The following is a 21247-nucleotide window of genomic DNA, read 5'->3' as shown; positions in this document are numbered from 1 at the left end:
GTTGTGTCCTTCCCTGGACCTACAGTTGGCGTCACTGTCACAACGACCGTTCCCAGGAGCCTGTTCCACCATGCCGATGTCGTCCACGTCACCTTCGCTTGCCGGTTCGGGGGCGGGTGACGCGCCCCGCGTCGGCGGCGACCCGGAGGCGCTGCTGGCGGGACTGGACCCCGAGCAGCGGGAGGTGGCCCTCGCCCTGCGCGGACCGGTGCGGGTGCTGGCCGGCGCCGGCACGGGCAAGACCCGGGCGCTGACCCACCGCATCGCCTACGGCGTGGCGACCGGTGTCTACAACCCCCAGCAGGTGCTGGCGGTGACCTTCACCGTCCGGGCGGCGGGCGAGATGCGCTCACGCCTGCAGCGCCTGGGGGCCTCCGGGGTGCAGGCACGCACGTTCCACTCCGCCGCGCTGCGCCAGGCGCGCTACTTCTGGCCCAAGGTGTACGGCGGCCCGCTGCCGCCCGTCATGGACTCCAAGCTGCCCTTCGTGGCTGGTGCCGCGCGTCGCAACCGGCTGCGCATCGAGCAGGCGACCCTGCGCGACCTGGCCTCGGAGATCGAGTGGAGCAAGGTCAGCAACGTCCGCCCCGACGACTACCCGGCCGTGGCGTCGGCCCGCGGCCGCGAGGTCAGCAACCTCGACGCCCGCACGGTCGCCGCCGTGTTCGCCTCCTACGAGGAGGTCAAGCGCGAGGCCGACCGCATCGACCTCGAGGACGTGCTGCTGTGCGCCGCGGCCATCCTGGCCGAGGACGAGCGGGTCGCGGCCGAGGTGCGCCGGCAGTACCACCACTTCGTCGTCGACGAGTACCAGGACGTCAGCCCCATCCAGGCGGCGCTGCTCGACCTGTGGCTGGGCGGTCGCGACGACCTGTGCGTGGTCGGCGACCCGGCTCAGACCATCTACACCTTCGCGGGAGCCAGCTCGCACCACCTGCTCGACCTCCCGCGGCGCTACCGCGGCACCACCAGCATCGAGCTGGTCCGCAACTACCGCTCCACCCCGGAGGTCGTGGAGGGTGCCAACCGGCTGCTGGCCGGCAGCGGCACCCGGTCGGTGCAGCTGCGCGCCCAGCGGCCCTCCGGTCCCGCCCTGCAGTTCCACGAGCACGCGGACGAGGTCGAGGAGGCGGAGTCGACGGCGGCACAGATCCGCTCGCTGGTCGACGCCGGCACGGCGCCCGGCGAGATCGCCGTCCTCTTCCGCATCAACGCCCAGTCCGAGGCGTTCGAGGAGGCGCTCGCGTCCCGCGGCGTCCCCTACGTCGTCCGCGGCGGTGACCGCTTCTTCGCCCGGCCCGAGGTCCGCCAGGCCGTCACGCTGCTGCGCGGGTCGGCGCGTGCCGCAGCCGACCGCACCGAGAGCGCCGCCACCGTCGTCGACGCCGCCGACGCCGGCGTGGTGGGTCTGGTGAGCGACGTGCTGGCCGGCATGGGCTGGGCCCGTGACGCGCCCACCTCGCGCGGCAACGTCCGCGACCGCTGGGAGTCGCTGCAGGCCATCGTCGACCAGGCAGCATCGTTCGTCGCGGCCGCGCCGGGAGGTCCCGGCTCGGTCACCGTCAGCGACTTCGTCGCCGACCTCGACCGGCGCGCGGCCGAGCAGCACGCCCCCGCCGCCGACGGCGTCACCGTCGCCACCCTGCACGCCGCCAAGGGCCTGGAGTGGGACGCCGTCTTCCTCGCCGGCCTCGTCGACGGCACCCTGCCCTACTCGGCGTCGCTGGACTCCCCGGCCTCGGTGGAGGAGGAGCGCCGGCTGCTCTACGTCGGCATGACCCGCGCCCGGCGCGACCTGGTGATGTCGTGGGCCCTGGCCCGCAACCCCGGCGGTCGGGCCAGCCGCAAGCCCTCCCGCTTCCTCGACGGCCTGCGCCCCGAGTCACCCTCCGACGCGGTCCGCGCCGCCCGCGGACCGAGCCGTGGCAAGGCGGGCAAGGGCAAGGCGCGCAGCGTCTGCCGCGTCTGCGGTGCGGCCCTGACGTCGGTGGCCGAGCGCCGCATCGGTCGGCACGAGGGGTGCGAGTCCAGCTACGACGAGGCGCTCTTCGAGCGGTTGCGCGCGTGGCGGGCCGAGACCGCCAAGGCCGACTCCGTGCCGGCGTACGTCGTCTTCACCGACCTGACCCTGCAGGCGATCGCCGAGGTGCAGCCCGGCAGCGCCCAGGCGATGCTGGCCATCAACGGCATCGGGGCCTCCAAGCTCGAGAAGTACGGCGACGCCGTGCTCACCCTGGTGGCGGGCGGCACCGTCACCGCGGACGACGACCAGCCCACGCTCGACTGACTCGGACCCTGCCGGACCCAGCCGGACCCTGCTGGACCCCCGGCCGTCCGCCCGATCGGGCCATGCGCCGGAGGACCAACGGCTCGGGTCGCAGGGCCCGAGAAAAAGTTTCTGAGAAAACCGGCAATAAATCGTTTGCGGTCTCGGGGACGCCGTGAGTACCGTGATGTCTCGTCGGGTGAGAACCCGGCCCGGTCCGTCCCGGACCAACGACGCCGACGAGGCCCGAGAGGAGGTGCCCCTGATGATCAGCTACTCGAACTCCCAGACGAAGGACGGCTTTGCCATGTCCGGTTTCTGCGCTGACGGCGCGTGGCACCTCGTGTCGCCCGACGCCCAGCTCCGTGTCACGGGTGACGTGCGTCTGCAGGAGACCGCTCTCGTCGAGGGCGCCGTCTCGCGCGATCGGATCGTCACCGCCGGCGCCACCTTCCCGGGCACCCCTGCCTGGAGACCACCGACGTAGGAGTACACCTCCCACTCGGCAGCCTCCAGGCCGCGGAACCCGACACCCGGGATCCGCGGCCTTTCTGTTTGGTCACCACCAAAGAAGAAGTCACACCAGGAGGAAATGAGATGAGTACCACCGTCCTCGACGCGCTGAGACCCAGCGTGGGCGTCGACGAGGAGCAGCTGCCGTGCCACCGCGAGGACCCGGAGCTCTTCTTCGCCGAGTCGCCCAGCGACGTGGAGCTGGCGAAGGCCCTTTGCGGCGGGTGCCCCGTCCGGGAGGCCTGCCTGGCCAGCGCCATCGAGCGTCGGGAGCCCTGGGGGGTGTGGGGAGGCCAGCTGCTCGTGCAGGGCGTGGTCGTCCCGCGCAAGCGGCCCCGTGGCCGGCCCCGCAAGAACCCCGTCGCCGCCTGACCACCCGCACCACCGCACCACCGCACCACCCGCACCACCGCACCACCTGTCCGCACCATCCGGCACCACCTCGAGAAAGAGCAGTGAGATGAACTACTACGCCACCGAGCAGATGCAGCAGGCCTACATGGCCGAGCGCATGGGTGAGGCCCGCGCCGCACGGCGCGGCCGCCAGGCAACGACCGCCCGCCGGCTGTCGCGTCGCGCGGAGCGCGCCGCGGCCATGGCTCGCGTCGCTGTCGCGAGGAGCCTGTGACCTCGATCGGACCGGATTGCCCCCCGGGCGACCGGCCTGTCGCACCCGACCGGCCCTGACGACTCCCTCGAGGAGATCGTCAGGGCCGGTTCTCTTTTTCCTCCTCGTCCGCTGCGAGGGACGCCGGACCGGGCAGCGCGCGGTCTACGGTGGAACGGTGAGCGAGGCAGGTGCGACGTGCGACCACTGCGGCGTGGCGGCTCCCGAGGGCGTGCCCCCGGTGACCTGGACGGTCTCGACCGAGCGCGGACGGGTGCTGCGCTACTGCGACACCTGCACCCGAGCCCACCTGCGGTCGATGGAGGGGAAGCTCGACCGCGAGCACTGGTGATCAGACCGGGTCGGTGAACCCCGGCATCGACTCCTCGAGCACCCGGCGGAACCCGACCTCGGCCTCGAGCTGGCACAGCACCCCGACGGCGCCGGTGAAGGTGCGGTGGATGAGGAGGTACTCCGGCGGCAGGTTCAGCCGGAAGGCGACCTGGTTCTCCGGCTGCGAGAGGTCCTGCAGCCGCACGAGCTGGGCTCGCATGTAGTCGCGCGAGAACCGGAAGGTCTCGGTCTGGGCCGGCTCGGTGAACGGGCCGAGGTAGGCGCCGAGGTCACCGGCCCGCACCCGGATGTGGGGCTTGATGAAGCCCTCGTCGCGCAGGAAGGCCAGCATCGCGTCGTAGTCGTCGGACAGCGAGATCCGCATGAGCCGCCCGAGCGTGCGGGGCAGCGTGCCCTCGGGCAGTCGCGCCACGGCGCCGTAGTCCAGCACGCCGAGCCGGGGCGCCCCGCCGTCGGGGTCGGGCACCACACGGAAGTTGCCCGGGTGGGGGTCGGCGTGGAGCAGCCCGGTGCGGGCGGGGCCCTCGAACATGAAGCGTGCGTAGAGCCCGCCCCAGTGGTCGCGCTCCTCCTGCGTGCCGTCGGCGATGACCTTGGCCAGCGAGGAGGAGCCGGGCATCCACTCGCTGACGATGACCCGCTTGCCGTGCGCGATCGGGCGCGGGACCACGAAGTGCGGGTCGTCGCGCAGGGCGTCGTGGAAGACCTGCTGCGCCTCCGCCTCCAGGGCGTAGTCGAGCTCCTCGGCGACCCGGTCGCGCAGCTCCTCGGCGAGTGCGCGGACGTCGATGCCGGGGAAGAGCCCGCCGAAGGTGCGGGCCAGCCGCGTGATCTGCTTGAGGTCCGAGAGCAGGGCCTGCTCGGCACCGGGGTACTGCAGCTTGATGGCGACGTCGGTGCCGTCCTTCCACCGCCCCCGGTGGACCTGCCCGATCGAGGCGGCCGCGGCGGGCTCCTCGTCGAACTCGACGATGCTGCGCTTCCAGCCCGCGCCGAGCTCGCGCACCAGCTGCTGGTGCACGACCGCCTTCGACATCGGGGGAGCGGAGTCCTGCAGCTTGGTCAGCTGCTCGCGGTAGGGGGCCGCGACCTCCTCCGGCAGGGCGCCCTCGAAGATCGACAGGGCCTGGCCGAACTTCATGGCCCCGCCCTTGAGGTCGCCGAGCGTGCGGAAGAGCTGTTCGGCGGTGCGCTGCTGGACCTCGGTCAGCACGGCCTCGGCCGGGGCGCCGCCCAGACGCTTGCCCATGCCGACGGCCGTGCGTCCGGCGTACCCGAGGGGGAGACCGGCCAAGCGGGCCGTGCGGGTGACGGCTCTGCGCGGGAGGTCGGCCATGGGAGCCATTCTGCCCCGGGGGTGGGCAGATGATGAACACCGTTCAACGAGCCGGTCGCGCGTCGTCCCCCCGGGGCGGCGCGGGCACGTCGGACGCCTGGGTCCGCCACGCGCAGCCGCAGTGGGGATGGGCCTCCCAGCGCCGGGTGGTGGTCGCGCCCGTGCGCGGGCTCAGCCGCACGGTCGCGCCCAGGGTCTCCGGCGTCCCACCCTCGGCGTACGTCGCGACCTCGCGCGCGGCCCAGGCGACCGCCAGCGCGGCGAGGACGGCGTCGACGGGCTCCGGCACGCCGTCGGCCCGGTCGCCGCGGCGGGCCGCCCGGGAGTACTGCTCGACCAGCAGGGTCCAGGCGGGGTCGTCCTCGCTGACGTGGGCGTCGAGGCAGCGCAGGCAGGGGCTCAGCCCGGGCAGCACGAACGGTCCCACCAGCGCGGCGCCCTCGCTCAGCCGGACGACGAGGTGGGGCACCGCCTCGCGCAGCAGCGGGTCGACCAGGCTCCGGCTGGGCTCACCCACGCCCAGCAGCACGTGGACGGGCTCGGTGGGGAGCGCGTGCCGGGCCGGCGGGCCGCTGGGTCGGGGGCCGTGAGGGGTCAGCGAGGCGCGCCGCAGGAGGTCGAGCAGGTCGGTGCGCAGGGTCTCGTCGAGCGGGTGGCCGAACCCCCGGACGCGGATCCGCTTCGTGCCGCGCTCGTCGACCCGGGCCGCCATCAGCGCGGGGGCGTCGCGGAAGAGCGAGGCCATGGTGTGGCGCTGCCACCGGTTCTCGGGCCGGTCGGGCGCCAGCGCGCGGCGCAGGTGGGCGTCGTCGGCGGCCGCCGCGTGCTGCGCGACGAGCCGGGCGGTCAGGGCCGGCGACTCGGCGAGACCGGGACTGCCGTCGACCGGGGCGAGTCGTCCGCCCGCGTCCTCGTGCTCGAGGCGGACCGCCTCGGTGGGGGCGAGCCCGAGCTGGAAGACCCCGTCGGGCCGTCGCAGGACGTGCGTGCCGGGGAGCAGGAGTGGGTGCATGCCGGCACCCTGCCGCGGGCGGTGCCGTGACGCTCCGGGCTCTCCACAGGTGGAGGGAAACCGGCCCGGCGGCGAGCGAGCGGCGCGGGCGGGACCCGTCGGTCCCGCCCGTCAGCTCTCGGGGCCTCCCGGGGGATCAGGCCTTGCCGAGGATGCGGTTCAGGTTCGTGCTGCACACGGGGCAGACGGCCTTGGCCATCCGCGTGCCCTTCTCGTTGACCTTGACCTCGCCGTCGGCCTGGCGCTTCTCCTTGCACTTGACGCAGTAGAACTCGCCGCTCCAGGTCTCTGCCATGACGGACCCTCTCTCGTTGTGGACCACGCCGGGTCCGTTTCCTCGCGGCGAGCAGTCTCGGGAACACCCGCCGGTGCCGCGCTGACGGCCGGTTGCGACCCTACGCCCAGCGGGCGCCCGAACCGCGCACCGGCGACCCCGGGAGCCCTCGGCGCGCCGCGGCTAGCATCCGGGCCATGGACGCCTCCCCGGACCGACTCCCTGACGACCCCACCCACCTGCGCGTCGACCGGCCCGACGACGGCGTGGTGCTGGTGACGCTCGACAACCCCGCCCAGCGCAACGCCATGTCGGCGCCGATGACCGCCGCGTGGGCCGCGACCATGGCCGGCCTCGCGCGCGACCCCGAGGTGCGGGTCGTGGTCGTGACCGGCGCCGGCAGCGCCTTCTGCTCGGGCGGTGACCCCCGCTGGATCGCCGGCGACCCCGACGCCGCCGTCCACGAGCTGCGGGCCCGGATGCTGGCCTTCTACCGGGCCTGGCTCTCCGTGCGTGAGATCCAGGTGCCGACGATCGCCGCGCTCAACGGGCCCGCGGTGGGCGCCGGGCTCTGCCTCGCCCTGGCGTGCGACCTGCGCTACGCCGCGGCGTCGGCCCGGATGTCGGTGCCCTTCGTCAGGCTCGGCATGCACCCCGGGATGGCCGCCACCCACACGCTGCCGGAGGTCGTGGGTCCGGCGCACGCCCGTGACCTGCTGCTCACCGGGCGCTCCGTGGACGCCGAGGAGGCGCACCGGATCGGGCTGGTGTCCCGGGTCGTCCCCGACGCGACCTTCCTCGACGAGGTGCTGGCCACGGCGCGCCAGGTCGCCGGCACGGCGCCGGTCGCCAGCCGGCTGACCACGGTGGCGCTGCGCGACGGCGGGCACGCCGACCTCGCCTCCGCCCTGGAGTGGGAGTCGCTGGCGCAGGCCACGACCCTGGCCACCGAGGACCTCCAGGAGGGGGTGCGGGCGGCCGGCGAGCGTCGGGCGCCGGAGTTCACCGGGCGCTGAGCGACGAGCGTCGGGACAGACGTCGAGGCCCCCGCCCTGCTCGATTCGTCACGTGCCTTCCCCTTGCCCGTGACGGGCCGAGTCGGCCGGGGGCCTCGTCTGCGTCGAACCTAGGCAGGGGCGGCGCCGCCGTCAACGCCTGACTTTCCACCTCTGTGGATAACCCTGTGGAGAACGTGTGGAGGACACGCGGAGGCCTGTGGAACGCGCCGGGCGGACCCGTGCAGAATGGTGGGGAGGACACGCCCGGGCTGCAGACGACTCGCCCGCGTGACCTGCACCGACGGTCGATCCGGGCATGTGGAGGGAAAAAAGGTGACGCGTGCAGCCGCTTCCTCCCGGTGACCCGGTCGCCGCGCTGCGTCGGATCGCCTTCCTGCTCGAGCGCCGGCAGGCCGAGACGTTCAAGGTCAAGGCCTTCCGTCGCGCCGCTGCCGCGCTGCTCGGCCTCGACGCCGACGAGCTGCGGCGGCGCGCCGACGCCGGGTCGCTCCGCGAGATCGAGGGGATCGGCAAGGCGACCGAGGCGGTCGTGGTGGAGACGCTGGCCGGGCAGACCTCGACGTACCTCGCGGACCTGGAGACCGGGGCCGGCCCACTGGCACCGGGCGGCGCCGAGGTACGCGCCGCCCTGCGGGGCGACCTGCACACCCACTCCGACTGGTCCGACGGTGGCTCGCCCATCGAGGAGATGGTGATGACCGCGGTCGAGCTCGGCCACGAGTACGTCGCCCTGACCGACCACTCGCCCCGGCTCAAGGTCGCCAACGGCCTGAGCGCCGCGCGGCTGACCAGGCAGCTCGACGTGCTCGAGGCCGTCAACGGCCACCTCAGCGCGCAGGGGGAGCGGACGCGCGTGCTGCGCGGCATCGAGGTCGACATCCTCGACGACGGCGGGCTGGACCAGACCGAGGAGCTGCTCGGTCGCCTCGACGTCGTCGTCGCCTCGGTCCACAGCAAGCTGCGCATGGAGCGCGGCCCGATGACCCGCCGCATGCTGGGCGCGGTCCGCAACCCGCGCACCAACGTGCTCGGGCACTGCACCGGCCGGCTGGTCACCGGCGGACGGGGCACCCGGCCGCAGAGCGAGTTCGACGCCGAGGCTGTCTTCACCGCCTGCCGCGACCACGACGTCGCGGTCGAGATCAACAGCCGGCCCGAGCGGCAGGACCCGCCCGACGACCTGCTCGCGCTCGCCGTCGAGATCGGCTGCGTGTTCTCCGTGGACTCCGACGCCCACGCGCCGGGACAGCTCGACTTCCTCGACCACGGCGCCGCCCGGGTGGCCGCGCTGGGCGTGCCGCTGGAGCGCGTCGTCACCACCTGGCCGCTCGACGAGCTCCTCGCCTGGGCCGCCAAGCGGGCGTGAGCCACGGGCGCGTCATCGTGTCGGCGGCGCTGCCTAGGGTGCGACCATGAAGGGCATGGACACGGTCGGGTACGACGTCGACGGGGTCTCCGTCGAGGTCCGGCGCAGCGCGAAGCGGCGCCGGACGGTCTCGGCCTACCGCCAGGAGGACGGCTCCGTCGTGGTCCTGGTGCCGGCGCGTCTCAGCCGCGCCGAGGAGCGTGAGTGGGTCACCACCATGATCGCGCGTCTCGAGAAGCAGGACCGCCGCCGCCGTCCCGGCGACGAGGAGCTCGCCGAGCGCGCCCGGCTGCTCTCGCGCGAGCACCTCGGAGGTCGCGCCCGCCCCACCAGCGTCCGCTGGGTCGACAACCAGCAGCAGCGCTGGGGCTCCTGCACCCCGGCCGACGGCACCATCCGGCTCTCGTCGCGTCTGCAGGGCATGCCCGCGTACGTCGTCGACTGCGTGCTGCTGCACGAGCTGGCCCACCTGCTCGTCGCCGACCACAGCGCCGCGTTCTGGGAGCTGGCCGATCGGCACCCCAAGGCCGAGAAGGCGAAGGGCTACCTCGAGGGCTACGCCCACGCGCAGCGCTGGCCGGCCCCGGAGACGGGCGAGGAGCCGTCAGGGCCGTCAGGGCCGTCAGGGCCGTCAGGGCCGTCAGAGCTGACGGAGCCGGACCCGGGCGAGCCGGACCAGCTCTTCTAGCGACGCCTCGTCGCTCGGCAGGTCGTCGGCCGGCCACCACCGCACGTCGGACGACTCGCCGCTGACGGCGGTCTCGGCCGCGGGGTCGGCGACCGCCACGAACCGCACGTCGAGGTGGCGCGTCCCCGGGCCGCCGCAGAACGGCACCTCGTGGACGTCGAGCTGGACCGGGACCGGGTCGAGGTCGACCTGGCCCAGCTCGGTCAGTCCCGACTCCTCGGTGGCCTCGCGCAGCGCCGCCGCCGCGAGGTCACGGTCGCGGGGCTCGACGTGCCCGCCGAGCTGGAACCACTCGCCCGCCTTGGCGTGCAACGTCAGCAGCACCTGGCCGCCGTCGGGGGAGACGACCAGCGTGCTCGCCGTCAGGTGGTCGGGGTGGCAGGACCGGTCGAGGCCGTCGGTGCGCCGGGCGAGGAGGTCGACGTACTCGGCGCGGAGACGCTCCTGGTCCGCGTCGGGCGGTGTCCAAGCGCGCAGCAGCGCCAGGGCGCGCGGGTGCGCGTCGCCGGCTGCGCTCACGCGGGTCGCGGGGCGTCGCCCGGACCGGGGTCCTCGCCTGAGCCGTCCGCACCGCCCGACCCGTCGGTGCCGTCGGTGCCGTCGGTGTCGTCGCGCTTGCCGCGACCGCCCTCCTCGTCGAGGAGCTCGGCCAGCGCGGCGTCGAAGTCGTCGTCGAAGGAGTTGGCGGCCTCCTCGAGCTCGGGGTTCTCGCCGAAGCCCAACGGGTCGTCGAGGTCGCTCGCGGTGGGCAGCAGGTCGGGGTGGGCCCAGATGGCGTCCCGGGCCTCCGCACCGCGGCGCGAGCGGAGGCTGCCCCACAGCGTGGCGGCGTCGCGGAGCCGACGGGGCCGCATCTCGAGCCCGACGAGCGCGGCGAAGGCGTCCTCGGCGGGGCCGCCGGCAGCGCGCCGGCGGCGGACGATCTCCTGCAGCTTGGCCGCGTTGGGCATGCGGTCGACGGTGGCCTGGCTGACGACCTCGTCGACCCAGCCCTCGACCAGCGCCAGGATCGTCTCGAGGCGCACCAGCGCGGCCTGCTGGGTGGGGGTCTTCTCGGGCTCGAAGAGGCCACCGGCCAGCGCCTCCTGGATGGCGGCGGGGTTGGTGGGGTCGAGCCCGGACATCTTCGACTCCATGCCGGCCACGTCGATGGTGGTGCCGCGCCCGAAGTCCTCGACGGCGGCGAGCAGGTGCGCGTTGAGCCACGGCACGTGGGCGAACAGCCGCTGGTGGGCCGCCTCGCGGATGGCGAGGTAGAGACGGACGTCGTCGGCGGGCACGTCGAGCCCGTCGGCGAAAGCGGTGATGTTGGTCGGCAGCAGCGCGGCCTTCCCCACGGGCGCCAGCGGCAGGCCGATGTCGGAGGAGCTCAGCACCTCGGCGGCGAGACCGGCCAGCGCCTGACCGACCTGGCTGCCGAACATGGCGCTCCCGGCTTGTCCGAGCAGCCCGATCAGGGGCCCGGCCATGGCCTTCGCCTCGGCGGGCAGGGCGTTGCCCATGGCGGCGACCACGTGCTCGGCAACCGGCTCCACGAGCTTCTTCCAGACCGGCAGGGTCTGCTCGATCCACTCCGCACGGCTCCAGCCCGCGGCGGAGGTGACCCCGCTGGGCAGGTCCGTCACGGCGTCGAGCCACACGTCGGCCAGCTGCAGCGCGTCGGCGATGCGGGCGGTCTCGGCGGCGCCGACCGACGGGTCGGGCGAGTCGGCGACGCCGCGGCGGGCGAGGTCCTGCGCGAGGTTCCAGTTGACCGCGCCGTCGTGGGGCTGCAGCAGCTGCTGCATCTGGCCCAGCAGCGCGGAGAGGTCCGGCATGCCGCCGGCGCCGGGCGTCCCGAAGGCTCCGAAGCCTGGGATGCCGGCCCCACCGCCCGCGCCCCCGGCGCCCGCACCGCCGAAGGCGGAGAAGAGCTGCTCGAAGGGCGTGCCCTTGAAGGGGTTCTGAGGCTCTCCCGACGGGTCGTTGTCGTCGTCACCGGGGCGAGGAGCGGGGTCGTTCACCATGGTTCCCACGGTACTCGTGCTCCGTCGCGGCGCTCCGCCCTAGGCTCACCCCATGGAGCCCCACGCCCCGGCACCGCCTCCCTCGCCCACCGAGGCGGGCGCCGTCGTACGCCTCGTCGACATCCGCGAGACCGCGCTGGACGTCGCCGAGGTGCTCGCAGCGGTCGAGGACGACGCCGCCGGCGGCGTGACGCTGTTCGTGGGCAACGTGCGCAACCACGACGGCGACCAGGCGGTGGACCACCTCGACTACTCGGCCCACCCCTCGGCCCTCGACCGGCTCCGCGAGGTGGTCGAGGCGGTCGCGCAGCGCCACTCGGTCACGGCCGTCGCGGCCGTCCACCGGGTCGGGCGACTCGCCATCGGCGACGCCGCCGTCGTCGTGGCGGCCGCCGCACCCCACCGCGGCCAGGCCTTCGACGCCTCCCGCGACCTCATCGACGACCTGAAGGCCACCGTGCCGATCTGGAAGCACCAGGTCTTCTCCGACGGCGGCGAGGAGTGGGTCGGCACGCCGTGAGCGTGCCTCCCGTCCATGGCCGTCGTGGCGCCCTAGCCTGACGGGGTGGAGATCCTCTGGTGGCTGGCGCCCGCGGGCGGCGTGCTCGTGCTCGCCATGCTGTGGGCGACCTGGGCCGGACGTCCGCAGCGCGAGCCGCGCGGCCGCTCCGAGGAGGCCTACGAGAAGTTCGCCGCCGCCATGGCACGTGAGCACCCGGCCGCCGGCAAGCCCCGCCCGGTCGCGAAGCCCGACCGCAGCACCGGCATCGCCGTCCGTCCCTCGTCGCGGTAGGTCTCGACGGGCTCGACCAGCGACAGGCTCGACCAGCGACAGGCTCGACCAGCGGCCGGCTCGACCAGCGGCCGAACCGACCGTCCGGCCCACCGTCCGGGCCCGCGCGTTGGGCGTGATGAGAGGGTGAGGGCATGACGCGCCACACCCTCGCGACGCTGGTCGCCGCAGGTCTGGTGCTCGTGCTGGGGATCACCGTCGCGGCCGTGTCCGTGCCCTACGTCCGGGAGTCGCCCGGCCCGACCGTCGACGTGCTCGGCACCCGCGAGGGCGAGCCGGTCGTGGAGGTCGAGGGACGGCGCACCTTCCCGACGGACGGGAGCCTTCGGCTGACGACCGTCCTGGTGACCCAGCCCGAGCGGGCATTCAACCTGCTGGGGGCGCTCGGCGGGTGGTTCGCGCGCGACACCGCGGTGCTGCCCTACGAGGCGGTCTACCCCGACGACACGACGGCCGAGGACGAGCAGGCCGAGTCCGCGGCGCAGATGGTCAACAGCCAGGACACCGCGGTGGCCGCGGCCCTGGCGGAGCTCGGCTTCGACCTGCCGAGGTTCGCCGAGGTCTCCGGGATCACCCCCGACGGCCCCTCCGACGGCGAGCTCGAGCCGCGCGACCGCATCGTCTCCCTCGAGGGCGACCCGGTCACCGACGTGCGCCAGGTGTTCCGCACCGTGGGACGCGCCGAGCCGGGCGACACCGTCACCGGAGAGGTACGCCGAGGCGGGCGCACCCGCTCCTTCGAGGTCACCACGGTGGCGGCTCCCGACGACCCGGACCGGGCGATGCTCGGGATCCTCGTGGGCACCGGCTACGACTTCCCCTTCGACGTCCGCATCGGCATCAGCGACAGCATCGGTGGGCCGAGCGCCGGGCTGATCTTCTCGCTGGCCGTCTACGACACCCTGACGAAGGGCTCGTTGACCGGCGGCGCGGACGTGGCCGGCACCGGCACCATCGCTGCCGACGGCTCGGTGGGCCCGATCGGTGGCATCCAGCAGAAGATCTCTGGCGCCGAGGCGACCGGGGCCGAGCTGTTCCTCGTGCCCCCCGACAACTGCGGCGAGGCGCTCGAGGCCGACGTCGACGACAGCGAGATCCGGCTCGTACGAGCCGACACGATGAGCAGCGCCGTGAAGGCGCTGGAGACCTACCGAGACGACCCTGACGCCGAGCTGCCGAGGTGCACCGCATGAGCGACCCGACCGATCCCGTCCTGTCCCCGGACCCGACCGAGCCCACGACCGGGCCCGAGACGCTGACGCCGGCCGTCGACCTGGCCCTGCGCGGGGCAGTGCTGGAGATCGAGAAGCACGCCGCGGGTGCGGGCTGGGACCAGCCGGCGCGACTCTTCGCGCTCGTCCACACCGCCGACCTGCTGGCCAACGAGCCCGGTCTGGCCGACACCATCGGGGTCGACCCCGACGCCGACCTGACCGGCAGCCTGACCCCGATCGAGCAGGACGAGCTGCCGGCCGACACGCCCCTGGAGGACCTGCTCCACCAGGTGATGTGGCCCGACGAGGTGCACGGCACCGCGGTCGTCGTGGAGCGCCTGGTGCTGCCCCCCGGGGCCGAGGACCTCCCCGAGGACCCGGCCGAGGCGGCCGAGGTCGCGGCCGCCCACCCCGACCGCCAGGAGGTGCGGATGGTGGCCGGTGCGACCCGGGCCGGCACCACCTTCTGCGCACTGCGGCTGCGCGAGCACGACGACGACGTCGCGGTGATCGAGGGGCCGGACCTTGTGCCGGCCCTCCTACAGTTGTTGCAGGCCACACTGGCCGACGTTTCGACAGACGGAGTTGACACACAGTGAGCGGCCTCTTCGACGATCCGACCCCTCCCCGGCGTACGGCGCCGCCCCCGCGCCCGCAGCGCTCCCGCGCCCTCGGCATCACCGCCGTGGTGCTCGTGGTCGGGTTCTTCGTCCTCTCCGCCTTCACCGGGCTGTGGACCGACCGGCTGTGGTTCAACAGCGTCGGGTTCGGTGACGTCTTCACGACCGTGCTGACCACCCGGGTGCTGCTGTTCATCGGCTTCGGCCTGGTCATGGGCGGCTTCGTGGCCGCCAACGTGGTCCTGGCCTTCCGGCACCGGCCGCCGTTCCGCGCGATGCCGTCGGAGGCCAACCTCGAGCGCTACCGCGAGGTCGTCGAGCCGCTGCGCGCGTGGGTGGTCATCGCCGTCGCCGGCCTGCTGGCGCTCGTCGCCGGCGGCTCGGCCGCCGGACAGTGGCGCTCCTTCCTGCTGTGGCGCAACGGCGGCGACTTCGGCGCCGAGGACCCGTACTTCGACCGTGACATAGGTTTCTTCGTCTTCGACCTGCCGTGGCTGCACTACGTCGTCAACTTCGCGATGATGACCGTGGTGCTCGGCCTGGTCGCCGCGATCGTCGTGCACTACCTCTTCGGCGGCATCGCCCTGCAGTCGCGCACCGACAAGGTCTCCGGTGCCGCGCAGGTGCAGTTCTCGGTGCTGCTGGGTCTCTTCGTGCTCTTCAAGGCCGTCGACTACTGGCTCGACCGCTTCGACCTCACCACCGACCAGGGACGGCGCTTCACCGGCGTCAACTACACCGCCTTCAACGCGATCCTGCCGTCGAAGAACATCCTGATGTTCATCGCGCTCATCTGCGCGCTGCTGTTCTTCGCCAACGTCTTCCGCCGCACCTGGCTGCTGCCCGGCGCCGGCCTCGGCCTGCTCGTGCTCTCCGCGGTGCTGCTGGGTGCGGTGTGGCCCGGCATCGTGTGGCAGTTCCAGGTCAAGCCGTCCGAGCCGGACAAGGAGGAGCGGTTCCTGGCCGCGAACATCGAGGCGACGCGCGCGGCGTACAACATCGACGACGTGGCCGAGCAGCAGTACGACGCCACCGTCTCGGTGACCAAGGACCAGCTGCGCAAGAGCGCCGACTCGCTGCCCGGCATCCGGCTGATCGACCCGGCCCGCACCAGCGCCGCGTTCGAGCAGCTGCAGCAGGTGCGTGGCTACTACTCGGTCGCGCCGGTGCTCGACGTCGACCGCTACGAGATCAACGGCGAGACCCGCGACCTCGTGATGGGCGTGCGCGAGCTCGACCAGGACGGCCTGGTCGACGACCAGCGCAACTGGGCCAACGAGCACACCGTCTACACCCACGGCTACGGGCTGGTGGCGGCGTTCGGCAACAACCGGACCGCCGACGGCGGCACCCCGTCGAACCCGGACGAGCCGCCGTGGGCCGAGGAGGACCTGCCTCCGCGCGGTGAGCTGTCCGACCTGACCGACCAGGGCTACGAGCCCCGCATCTACTTCGGCGAGAAGAGCCCGGAGTACTCCGTGGTCGGCAAGGCCGAGGACGGCGACCCGGACGTCGAGCTCGACATCCCCGAGGAGGCCTCGGGCGAGCGTGGCAACACGACGTTCGACACCGAGAAGGGCACCGGAGTGCCGGTGGGCGGCTTCGTCAACAAGGTGCTCTACGCGCTGAAGTTCGGCGAGCCCAACTTCCTGCTGTCGAACCGGGTGAACTCGGGCTCGCAGGTGCTCTACGAGCGCACGCCCCGCGAGCGGGTGGAGAAGGTGGCGCCGTGGCTGACCGTCGACGGCGACCCCTACCCGGCCGTGGTCGACGGGCGCGTCCAGTGGATCCTCGACGGCTACACCACGACCGACCGCTTCCCGAACGCCGAGCGCGAGTCGTTCCAGGAGATGACCAGCGACGCGCTGACCAGCTCGACGTCGTACGTCACGCTGCCGACCGACCAGATCAACTACATCCGCAACTCGGTCAAGGCCACCGTCGACGCCTACACCGGCGAGGTCGTCCTCTACGAGTGGGAGGAGGACCCGATCCTCGACGCGTGGAAGGCGGTCTTCCCCGACGCCGTCACCCCGCGGGAGAACATCTCCGACGAGCTGGCCGCGCACCTGCGCTACCCCGAGGACATGTTCAAGACCCAGCGCTACATGCTGGCGCAGTACCACGTCACCGCGGCTCAGGAGTTCTACCGCGGCACCGACCGCTGGCAGGTGCCCGAGGACCCGGCCGAGACCGTGAAGATGCAGCCGCCGTACCGGCTCTCGGTGCAGATGCCTCCGGCTCCCGCGACCGAGGAGGACGCCACCAGCGAGGACGCCACGGACACCGCCGACCTACCGGTCGAGGACCCGGTCTTCTCGCTCACCAGCGTCTTCACCCCGACGAACCGGCAGAACCTCGCCTCGTTCGTGGCGGTGAACTCCGACGCGCGGGACGAGAACTACGGCCAGTTCCGCATCTTGCGCCTGCCCGACACCACCCAGGTGCAGGGCCCGTCGCAGATCGCGAACACGTTCTCTGCCGACGCGAACATCCAGGACGCGCTGCTGCCGATCAAGCAGAACTCCCAGATCCTCGACGGCAACCTGCTGACGTTGCCGGTGGGCGGTGGTCTGCTCTACGTGCAGCCGGTCTACGCGCTGCAGGAGACCGGTGAGGGTTCGTACCCGGTGCTGCAGTTCGTGCTGGCCTCCTTCGGCCGCAACGCCGGCTTCGGCACCACGCTGACCGAGGCGTTGAACGACGTGCTCGAGTCCGGTGAGCTGACCGAGGAGGACACGGGCGGCAACGACGAGGACGGCTCGGACACCGGAGGTGGCACTGACACCGGTGACGGTGGCGGCGAGGACAGCGGCGGCACCGGCACGTTGTCGCCGGAGGTCCTCGACCTGCTCCAGCAGGCCGTCGACACCTTCGCCGAGGCCGACCAGGCCCTGACCGACGGCGACACCGTGCGCTACGCGGAGCTCACCGAGCAGGCCGAGGAACTCGTCAAGCAGGCCCAGGCGGCCTCCGAGGAGGAGTAGTCGCCACGACCAGGGTGGTCGAGCCCGTCGACACCCCGGCCCGTCGACGACCGTGCACCCGCGCGGTCGCGGCGGGCCGGTGCCGTGTCCAGCCTCACGACGGCTCGATTTGGAGCCTGGCGCTGGCCCTAGTAACGTTTGGTCTACCGACGCGGGGTGGAGCAGCTCGGTAGCTCGCTGGGCTCATAACCCAGAGGTCGCAGGTTCAAATCCTGCCCCCGCTACCAATCTGGCCCGGGATTCAGTGCGAATCCCGGGCCAGAAAGCATTTGAGACTTGAACCTCCCTCCGGAAACCCTCCGTTTTCACTATCTCGTAGGTGTCCCCGGCGCTCCGCGCTCCGGCTGCTCCCTACTCCCTCCAAACATTGCCGAACCGTCCGGTGTGGAGCATGCACCTGACGTGCATGAGGACCGACACCAACCCGTTGAGTGGGCTCGACCCGCTCCTGAGCATCGACGAGCTCGCCGAGTACCTCGGCGTGCCGATCAAGACGATCTACGAATGGCGCCAGACCGGACGCGGTCCGGTCTGCATCCGGATGGGTCGCCACCTGAAGTTCGCCGTCTCCGACGTCCGCGACTGGATCGAGAACCAGCGCGAGACTGCGCCCGGTCGCTCCGCGGAGAAGAGGTGACGTGCCGTGGCTAGACCTCGCACCCCGATCGGGACCTTCGGCGCAATCGAGTTCACCAACATGCCGAACGGCACCGTTCGCGCGCGCGTCCGTTTCCGCGACCACGACGGCCAGGTCCGCAGAGTCGAGGCCAGCGACTCCACCAGGAAGCTGGCCGAGCACCGCCTGAAGGAGAAGCTCGCCAACCGGAGGGGTTCGGCGCGAGGGATCGGCGAACTCGGCCCGGACAGCTCGTTCGGCCGCCTGGTCGACGTCTGGCTCGGCGACCTCGACCTGGAAGGCAAGCTCGCTCCGAGCACGCGCGCTCTCTACGAGCGCAACATGCGTCAGCTTGTCCTGCCGGCCTTCGAGCACTTCTCCCTGAGAGAGATCACGGTGAGCCGAGTCGACCAGTTCATCAAGACACTGGCGACCACAAAGAGCTACAGCACGGCCAAGCAGGCGCGGACCGTGCTGAGCCTCGCGTTGGGGCTGGCGGTGCGTTACGAGGCCATCGCCAAGAACCCGGTGCGCGACACCGCACGTCTCCGAAAGCCACCGACTACCGCGATGGCCCTGACCGTCGAGCAAGTGGAGGCCATCCGTAGCGCGGTCCGGTCGTGGAGGCGTGCGTCCGGACTCGCTGGCCCCAAACCGGACGGGCAGTGGAGCAGATCATCGAGGTCATGCTCGGGACCTCGGCGCGCATCGGCGAGGTGCTCGCGATCCGAAAGTGCGACGTCGATGTCACCGTTACCCCGGCGACGGTGCGCATCTGCGGAACCGTCGTGTCCCCGAACGGCAAGCCCACCCATCGTCAGCACCACCCCAAGTCGCAGAAGTCGACCCGGACAGTTTCCGTGCCGTCCTTCGCTGCTGAGGTGCTCCGCCAGCGACTGGTGCTGATCGCGGGAGAAGAGCCTGAGCACCTGGTCTTCTTCAGCCGAAACCACACGCCGCTGACGACCAACAACGTGCGCCGGCGACTGCGCGCCGTGCTCGACGAAGCCGGCATCAGGGGGTGACGCCGCACTCGTTCCGACGGACAGTCGCCACCGTGATTGACCGTGCGGGCGGTGCTGACCTCGCTGCCGAGATGCTCGGTCACACTTCCTCGGAGATCACCAAGCAGCACTACATCGAGCCCGATGAGAAGGTGAACCCCGTGACCGCCGAGATTCTGGAAGCGCTCGCGCCGAAGGAGCTCGGCGATGACGTCGGATGAGTAGACCCCCAGCTCGCTCGCTGGCGCCTGATCAAATCGCCATCGGTGGGTGAGGGTCGCCCGGGCGGTGCCGGAGCGCAGCTTCGAAGTCGAGGCGGCTCCGCGCGGCACCCCTGGGCGTGGCCGGCTTGATCGGAGCCGGCCGGAGTTCGTGGCGCACAATGCTGAGCACGTCGGTCTGGACGGGTGAGGTGATGGGCACGTAGCGGTGCCGCAGACCTTTCACCATCCCGGGGCTGCGATCGTCCACGCGAGGGAACGGAACTCGCAGGAAGTAGAGGCGTTCCTTGATGCCGTGCTCGACCGCGGCGCAGACCCGTTCGTCGATGTGGCTGAAGATGCGGTCGAGCTGTCGCAACTGCGTGGTGTCGGTCAGCGACTCGCGGCCGAGCTTCTCGGCGCGACCCGCGGCGATGGCGCCTTGGTTAGCTGCGTCCGGTTTGCCGAGAATGCCGCCAAGGTCACGCGTCTTCTGGACGAGCTTGCTGTAGGTCTGCCTGCGGGTGATCCACCTCGCGGCAAGCTCAGGCTCGACGTCACCAATGCGTGTGGCGGCTTCATGTGCGACGACGCGTTGAGAGTCCATGACCACGCGCAGACTGCGTGCGTCGGGGAGTTCGATGAGGTGGAGCAGCAGGTTGTACTGCGCCTGAATCACTCCGGCCAGGCCGGGCATGGCCGGGCCGTCCACCGGTCGGGGTATGGGTTGCCAGCCGAGCTGGTCGACGGTGTAGTCAGCTTCATCGCATCCGGCGATCGCGGCACACGCCTCGGCCGCACGGCCGAGCCGCCCCTGGTTGAGGAGCCTTTCCCATCCGGGCACCCCTTCGTACCGGCGGTCGAGCGCGACCAGGCCACGCACGATGTCGGCGGCGTCCTTGAGGACGGTCATGCGCTGCTGCTCGCTGAGCCCGCCGGGTCCGGCCCCGCCGGCGAGGTCGTGTTCACCCAGTGCGGCGGCGCGGGCGGCTTGTCGCCAGGATTCGACGGTCGCAAACGGCTGTTTGGTGACGAGTTCGTCGCCGTGGGCGAGCTCGGCGCTGGACGCGGAGAGTGCTTCGGTGAGTCGGTACCGCAGGTGTTCGGCAGGGCCACGGGATCGTCCGGTGGTGCCCTCGAGGTGGATGCGCGGGTTAGCGGCATCCGCGGCTTGGAGGCTCCAGGTCAGGACGCACTGCCGGTAGCGGCGGATCTGTTTGCCCAGTTCCTCTCGTTCCTCGACGGTCGTGGTCTCAGGGAGAGTGTGGGTGCCCTTGCCACCGAGTCGTTGCTGGATGCGGTGCTCGCGGGCGAGAACGCCGAGGGCGTGGCGCAGGTGGCCGCTGTTCTCGCCGTACATCAGGGCAAGTCCTTCGCCCAGGCCATCTCCAGCATGTCGAGCAGCAGTTCGACGGAGAACAGGTCGACGCCGTGTGCGGCCAGCTCCTCGATGGCGGCGTAGGCGACGTCGAAGAGGACGTCGCGGCCGTAGGCGGGAACGCGGGCGATACCGGGGATGAAGTCCCCGTGTAGGAAGTCGACCTGGAGCAGGACGCGCTCGTACTCGACGGAGGCGTCGAACGTCAGAGCCTGGTCGGCGAGAGCTGCGAGGTAGGAGCGGGCCCCGGCCAGAGTGACAGCGTGGGCGAGCAACATGGCGGTTCCTTCCGCGTGATGGGCTGGTCATTCACCGTGTGGCCGACCGGTCGAATGGCCGGGGTCGTGTTGCCGGCGATCTGGACGGAACGGTGGTTGGACGGTTTGTGCAGGGTCAGGAGGCTCCGGCGACCGCTCGAGCGCGGTCTTCGATACGTTGCCGGGCGGCCACGTCTTCCATGACGTAGGCGCAGAAGTCGGCTTCCCGGTGCTCGATCGCGACCTCGACGCCGGGCTCGGCTGGCTCTTCACCTGGCCAGGTGGTGAGCCGGGTGGGGCGGTTGCGATCGAGCTTCGTGCCGCAAGTCGACACCCACTCCCGCAGGCGATTGCGGGCGTCAGCGAAGTCGCGATGCCACGCCAGCGGTGCGGAGGGGCTGCCGTCCTGGTCGTAGGCGTTGAGCCAGTGCATGTGCAGCGCCGAGAGCTCCCAGACCAGCTCGTCATGCCGGTGCCAGAACGGCGGGATCACCGTCGGCGGCAAGCCGTACGTCGCGCGCAGCCAGTGCACCCACGCGTTGAGGTCGAGCCACTCAGCCTCGGCCTCGTCGGCGGTGAGCAGGTTCCAGTTGATCGGGTGAAGTGCCTCCTCCTCATTCGAGTCGACAGCCCCGGAAAGGACGGGACTGCCGCTCGGGTGGACGGCACCGGCCATGCAGTCGTCCGGCTCCATCGACGCGAACTGGGCGGCCTGCTCGCTGTCGGTGGTCATCGTC

The 21247-nt window shown here is 72.0% G+C and carries 24 protein-coding genes and 1 tRNA gene; 17 read left to right on the top strand and 8 right to left on the bottom strand.

All coding sequences use genetic code 11. The features are described 5' to 3' along the window. Nucleotides 1–70 precede the first annotated feature (70 nt). From G7072_RS14580 to G7072_RS14560, 5 genes are all read left to right on the top strand, one after another. Nucleotides 71–2287 (top strand): ATP-dependent helicase, encoded by a 2217-nt coding sequence (locus G7072_RS14580; RefSeq protein ID WP_240916967.1) that lies wholly within the window; start codon nucleotides 71–73, stop codon nucleotides 2285–2287. Nucleotides 2288–2531: 244 nt separating this feature from the next. Further along, complete coding sequence (locus G7072_RS14575) at nucleotides 2532–2753, top strand: hypothetical protein (protein WP_166087574.1); 222 nt, start codon at nucleotides 2532–2534, stop codon at nucleotides 2751–2753. Nucleotides 2754–2863: 110 nt separating this feature from the next. Next, nucleotides 2864–3151, top strand: a complete 288-nt coding sequence (locus tag G7072_RS14570) for a WhiB family transcriptional regulator (RefSeq protein ID WP_166087572.1) — start codon at nucleotides 2864–2866, stop codon at nucleotides 3149–3151. Between the two features lie 88 nt (nucleotides 3152–3239). After that, nucleotides 3240–3407 carry a hypothetical protein gene (locus tag G7072_RS14565; RefSeq protein ID WP_166087569.1) on the top strand — a complete coding sequence of 56 codons (168 nt, stop codon included), beginning with the start codon at nucleotides 3240–3242 and terminating at the stop codon, nucleotides 3405–3407. Between the two features lie 157 nt (nucleotides 3408–3564). Then, the gene (locus G7072_RS14560) at nucleotides 3565–3738 is read left to right on the top strand and encodes a hypothetical protein (RefSeq protein WP_166087567.1); all 174 of its coding nucleotides are present in this window, start codon (nucleotides 3565–3567) and stop codon (nucleotides 3736–3738) included. Here the strand turns inward: G7072_RS14560 and G7072_RS14555 are convergent, their stop codons facing one another. The 3 genes from G7072_RS14555 to G7072_RS14545 all read right to left on the bottom strand — a co-directional run bounded on the left by G7072_RS14555 (nucleotide 3739) and on the right by G7072_RS14545 (nucleotide 6383). Beyond that, nucleotides 3739–5076, bottom strand: a complete 1338-nt coding sequence (locus G7072_RS14555; protein ID WP_166087565.1) for an AarF/ABC1/UbiB kinase family protein — start codon at nucleotides 5074–5076, stop codon at nucleotides 3739–3741. Nucleotides 5077–5119: 43 nt separating this feature from the next. Beyond that, nucleotides 5120–6088: a TOMM precursor leader peptide-binding protein gene (locus tag G7072_RS14550; RefSeq protein ID WP_166087563.1), complete on the bottom strand. Its 969-nt coding sequence runs from the start codon at nucleotides 6086–6088 to the stop codon at nucleotides 5120–5122. A 136-nt stretch (nucleotides 6089–6224) separates the two neighbouring features. Beyond that, nucleotides 6225–6383 (bottom strand): DUF5679 domain-containing protein, encoded by a 159-nt coding sequence (locus G7072_RS14545; RefSeq protein ID WP_166087559.1) that lies wholly within the window; start codon nucleotides 6381–6383, stop codon nucleotides 6225–6227. A 176-nt stretch (nucleotides 6384–6559) separates the two neighbouring features. Here G7072_RS14545 and G7072_RS14540 point away from each other — a divergent pair, with 176 nt between their 5' ends. The 3 genes from G7072_RS14540 (at nucleotide 6560) to G7072_RS14530 (ending at nucleotide 9435) form a co-directional block, all read left to right on the top strand. Continuing rightward, entirely contained in the window at nucleotides 6560–7378 is an 819-nt protein-coding gene (locus G7072_RS14540) for an enoyl-CoA hydratase-related protein (RefSeq protein ID WP_166087557.1), read from the top strand. Between the two features lie 322 nt (nucleotides 7379–7700). Further along, nucleotides 7701–8747 (top strand): PHP domain-containing protein, encoded by a 1047-nt coding sequence (locus tag G7072_RS14535; protein WP_166087555.1) that lies wholly within the window; start codon nucleotides 7701–7703, stop codon nucleotides 8745–8747. A 46-nt stretch (nucleotides 8748–8793) separates the two neighbouring features. Continuing rightward, the gene (locus G7072_RS14530) at nucleotides 8794–9435 is read left to right on the top strand and encodes a M48 family metallopeptidase (protein ID WP_346766208.1); all 642 of its coding nucleotides are present in this window, start codon (nucleotides 8794–8796) and stop codon (nucleotides 9433–9435) included. Here the strand turns inward: G7072_RS14530 and G7072_RS14525 are convergent. Together G7072_RS14525 and G7072_RS14520 are read right to left on the bottom strand one after the other, a co-directional pair. Next, nucleotides 9388–9954 (bottom strand): NUDIX hydrolase, encoded by a 567-nt coding sequence (locus G7072_RS14525; RefSeq protein ID WP_166087553.1) that lies wholly within the window; start codon nucleotides 9952–9954, stop codon nucleotides 9388–9390. The genes G7072_RS14530 and G7072_RS14525 overlap by 48 nt on opposite strands. Then, nucleotides 9951–11441: a zinc-dependent metalloprotease gene (locus G7072_RS14520; RefSeq protein ID WP_166087551.1), complete on the bottom strand. Its 1491-nt coding sequence runs from the start codon at nucleotides 11439–11441 to the stop codon at nucleotides 9951–9953. Before G7072_RS14520 ends, G7072_RS14525 begins: the two co-directional genes overlap by 4 nt. Before the next feature lie 52 nt (nucleotides 11442–11493). On the opposite strand from G7072_RS14520, the gene G7072_RS14515 reads away from it, so the two are divergent. From G7072_RS14515 to G7072_RS19815, 9 genes are all read left to right on the top strand, one after another. After that, nucleotides 11494–11961, top strand: coding sequence for a molybdenum cofactor biosynthesis protein MoaE (locus G7072_RS14515; protein WP_166087549.1), 468 nt, complete (start codon nucleotides 11494–11496; stop codon nucleotides 11959–11961). A gap of 45 nt (nucleotides 11962–12006) precedes the next feature. Next, the gene (locus tag G7072_RS14510) at nucleotides 12007–12234 is read left to right on the top strand and encodes a hypothetical protein (RefSeq protein WP_166083601.1); all 228 of its coding nucleotides are present in this window, start codon (nucleotides 12007–12009) and stop codon (nucleotides 12232–12234) included. A 134-nt stretch (nucleotides 12235–12368) separates the two neighbouring features. Beyond that, entirely contained in the window at nucleotides 12369–13427 is a 1059-nt protein-coding gene (locus G7072_RS14505; protein WP_166087547.1) for a PDZ domain-containing protein, read from the top strand. After that, nucleotides 13424–14047 carry a PPA1309 family protein gene (locus G7072_RS14500; RefSeq protein ID WP_240916966.1) on the top strand — a complete coding sequence of 208 codons (624 nt, stop codon included), beginning with the start codon at nucleotides 13424–13426 and terminating at the stop codon, nucleotides 14045–14047. Before G7072_RS14505 ends, G7072_RS14500 begins: the two co-directional genes overlap by 4 nt. Beyond that, nucleotides 14044–17055, top strand: a complete 3012-nt coding sequence (locus G7072_RS14495; RefSeq protein ID WP_166087545.1) for a UPF0182 family protein — start codon at nucleotides 14044–14046, stop codon at nucleotides 17053–17055. The genes G7072_RS14500 and G7072_RS14495 overlap by 4 nt, the downstream gene beginning before the upstream one ends. A gap of 150 nt (nucleotides 17056–17205) precedes the next feature. Next, a tRNA-Met gene (locus G7072_RS14490) sits at nucleotides 17206–17282 on the top strand. Between the two features lie 179 nt (nucleotides 17283–17461). Continuing rightward, complete coding sequence (locus G7072_RS14485) at nucleotides 17462–17692, top strand: helix-turn-helix domain-containing protein (RefSeq protein ID WP_166087543.1); 231 nt, start codon at nucleotides 17462–17464, stop codon at nucleotides 17690–17692. A gap of 644 nt (nucleotides 17693–18336) precedes the next feature. Continuing rightward, on the top strand, nucleotides 18337–18696 hold the full coding sequence (locus tag G7072_RS20075) for a tyrosine-type recombinase/integrase (RefSeq protein ID WP_240916965.1): 360 nt from the start codon (nucleotides 18337–18339) through the stop codon (nucleotides 18694–18696). Nucleotides 18697–18728: 32 nt separating this feature from the next. Beyond that, nucleotides 18729–18896, top strand: a complete 168-nt coding sequence (locus G7072_RS19815) for a hypothetical protein (RefSeq protein ID WP_240916964.1) — start codon at nucleotides 18729–18731, stop codon at nucleotides 18894–18896. Between the two features lie 31 nt (nucleotides 18897–18927). Here the strand turns inward: G7072_RS19815 and G7072_RS14475 are convergent, their stop codons facing one another. From G7072_RS14475 to G7072_RS14465, 3 genes are all read right to left on the bottom strand, one after another. Next, complete coding sequence (locus tag G7072_RS14475; protein WP_166087541.1) at nucleotides 18928–20235, bottom strand: hypothetical protein; 1308 nt, start codon at nucleotides 20233–20235, stop codon at nucleotides 18928–18930. After that, nucleotides 20235–20531: a hypothetical protein gene (locus G7072_RS14470; RefSeq protein WP_166087539.1), complete on the bottom strand. Its 297-nt coding sequence runs from the start codon at nucleotides 20529–20531 to the stop codon at nucleotides 20235–20237. The genes G7072_RS14475 and G7072_RS14470 overlap by 1 nt, the downstream gene beginning before the upstream one ends. A 115-nt stretch (nucleotides 20532–20646) precedes the next feature. Further along, nucleotides 20647–21243 carry a hypothetical protein gene (locus G7072_RS14465; protein WP_240916963.1) on the bottom strand — a complete coding sequence of 199 codons (597 nt, stop codon included), beginning with the start codon at nucleotides 21241–21243 and terminating at the stop codon, nucleotides 20647–20649. Between the last annotated feature and the right edge of the window lie 4 nt (nucleotides 21244–21247).

Source organism: Nocardioides sp. HDW12B (assembly GCF_011299595.1).
In the GTDB taxonomy this organism is placed as follows: Bacteria; Actinomycetota; Actinomycetes; order Propionibacteriales; family Nocardioidaceae; genus Marmoricola_A.
The sequence above is the reverse complement of the archived record's forward strand: the minus strand, read 5'-3'. Positions and strand labels throughout refer to the sequence as shown.

Excerpts from the sequence above, each read along its gene's own strand:
- G7072_RS14580 (WP_240916967.1), top strand. The coding sequence starts at position 71 with ATGCCGATGTCGTCCACGTCACCTTCGCTTGCCGGTTCGGGGGCGGGT.
- G7072_RS14575 (WP_166087574.1), top strand. The coding sequence starts at position 2,532 with ATGATCAGCTACTCGAACTCCCAGACGAAGGACGGCTTTGCCATGTCC.
- G7072_RS14570 (WP_166087572.1), top strand. The coding sequence starts at position 2,864 with ATGAGTACCACCGTCCTCGACGCGCTGAGACCCAGCGTGGGCGTCGAC.
- G7072_RS14565 (WP_166087569.1), top strand. The coding sequence starts at position 3,240 with ATGAACTACTACGCCACCGAGCAGATGCAGCAGGCCTACATGGCCGAG.
- G7072_RS14555 (WP_166087565.1), bottom strand. The coding sequence starts at position 5,076 with ATGGCCGACCTCCCGCGCAGAGCCGTCACCCGCACGGCCCGCTTGGCC.
- G7072_RS14550 (WP_166087563.1), bottom strand. The coding sequence starts at position 6,088 with ATGCACCCACTCCTGCTCCCCGGCACGCACGTCCTGCGACGGCCCGAC.
- G7072_RS14545 (WP_166087559.1), bottom strand. The coding sequence starts at position 6,383 with ATGGCAGAGACCTGGAGCGGCGAGTTCTACTGCGTCAAGTGCAAGGAG.
- G7072_RS14540 (WP_166087557.1), top strand. The coding sequence starts at position 6,560 with ATGGACGCCTCCCCGGACCGACTCCCTGACGACCCCACCCACCTGCGC.
- G7072_RS14530 (WP_346766208.1), top strand. The coding sequence starts at position 8,794 with ATGAAGGGCATGGACACGGTCGGGTACGACGTCGACGGGGTCTCCGTC.
- G7072_RS14520 (WP_166087551.1), bottom strand. The coding sequence starts at position 11,441 with ATGGTGAACGACCCCGCTCCTCGCCCCGGTGACGACGACAACGACCCG.
- G7072_RS14515 (WP_166087549.1), top strand. The coding sequence starts at position 11,494 with ATGGAGCCCCACGCCCCGGCACCGCCTCCCTCGCCCACCGAGGCGGGC.
- G7072_RS14505 (WP_166087547.1), top strand. The coding sequence starts at position 12,369 with ATGACGCGCCACACCCTCGCGACGCTGGTCGCCGCAGGTCTGGTGCTC.
- G7072_RS14500 (WP_240916966.1), top strand. The coding sequence starts at position 13,424 with ATGAGCGACCCGACCGATCCCGTCCTGTCCCCGGACCCGACCGAGCCC.
- G7072_RS14485 (WP_166087543.1), top strand. The coding sequence starts at position 17,462 with ATGAGGACCGACACCAACCCGTTGAGTGGGCTCGACCCGCTCCTGAGC.
- G7072_RS14475 (WP_166087541.1), bottom strand. The coding sequence starts at position 20,235 with ATGTACGGCGAGAACAGCGGCCACCTGCGCCACGCCCTCGGCGTTCTC.
- G7072_RS14470 (WP_166087539.1), bottom strand. The coding sequence starts at position 20,531 with ATGTTGCTCGCCCACGCTGTCACTCTGGCCGGGGCCCGCTCCTACCTC.
- G7072_RS14465 (WP_240916963.1), bottom strand. The coding sequence starts at position 21,243 with ATGACCACCGACAGCGAGCAGGCCGCCCAGTTCGCGTCGATGGAGCCG.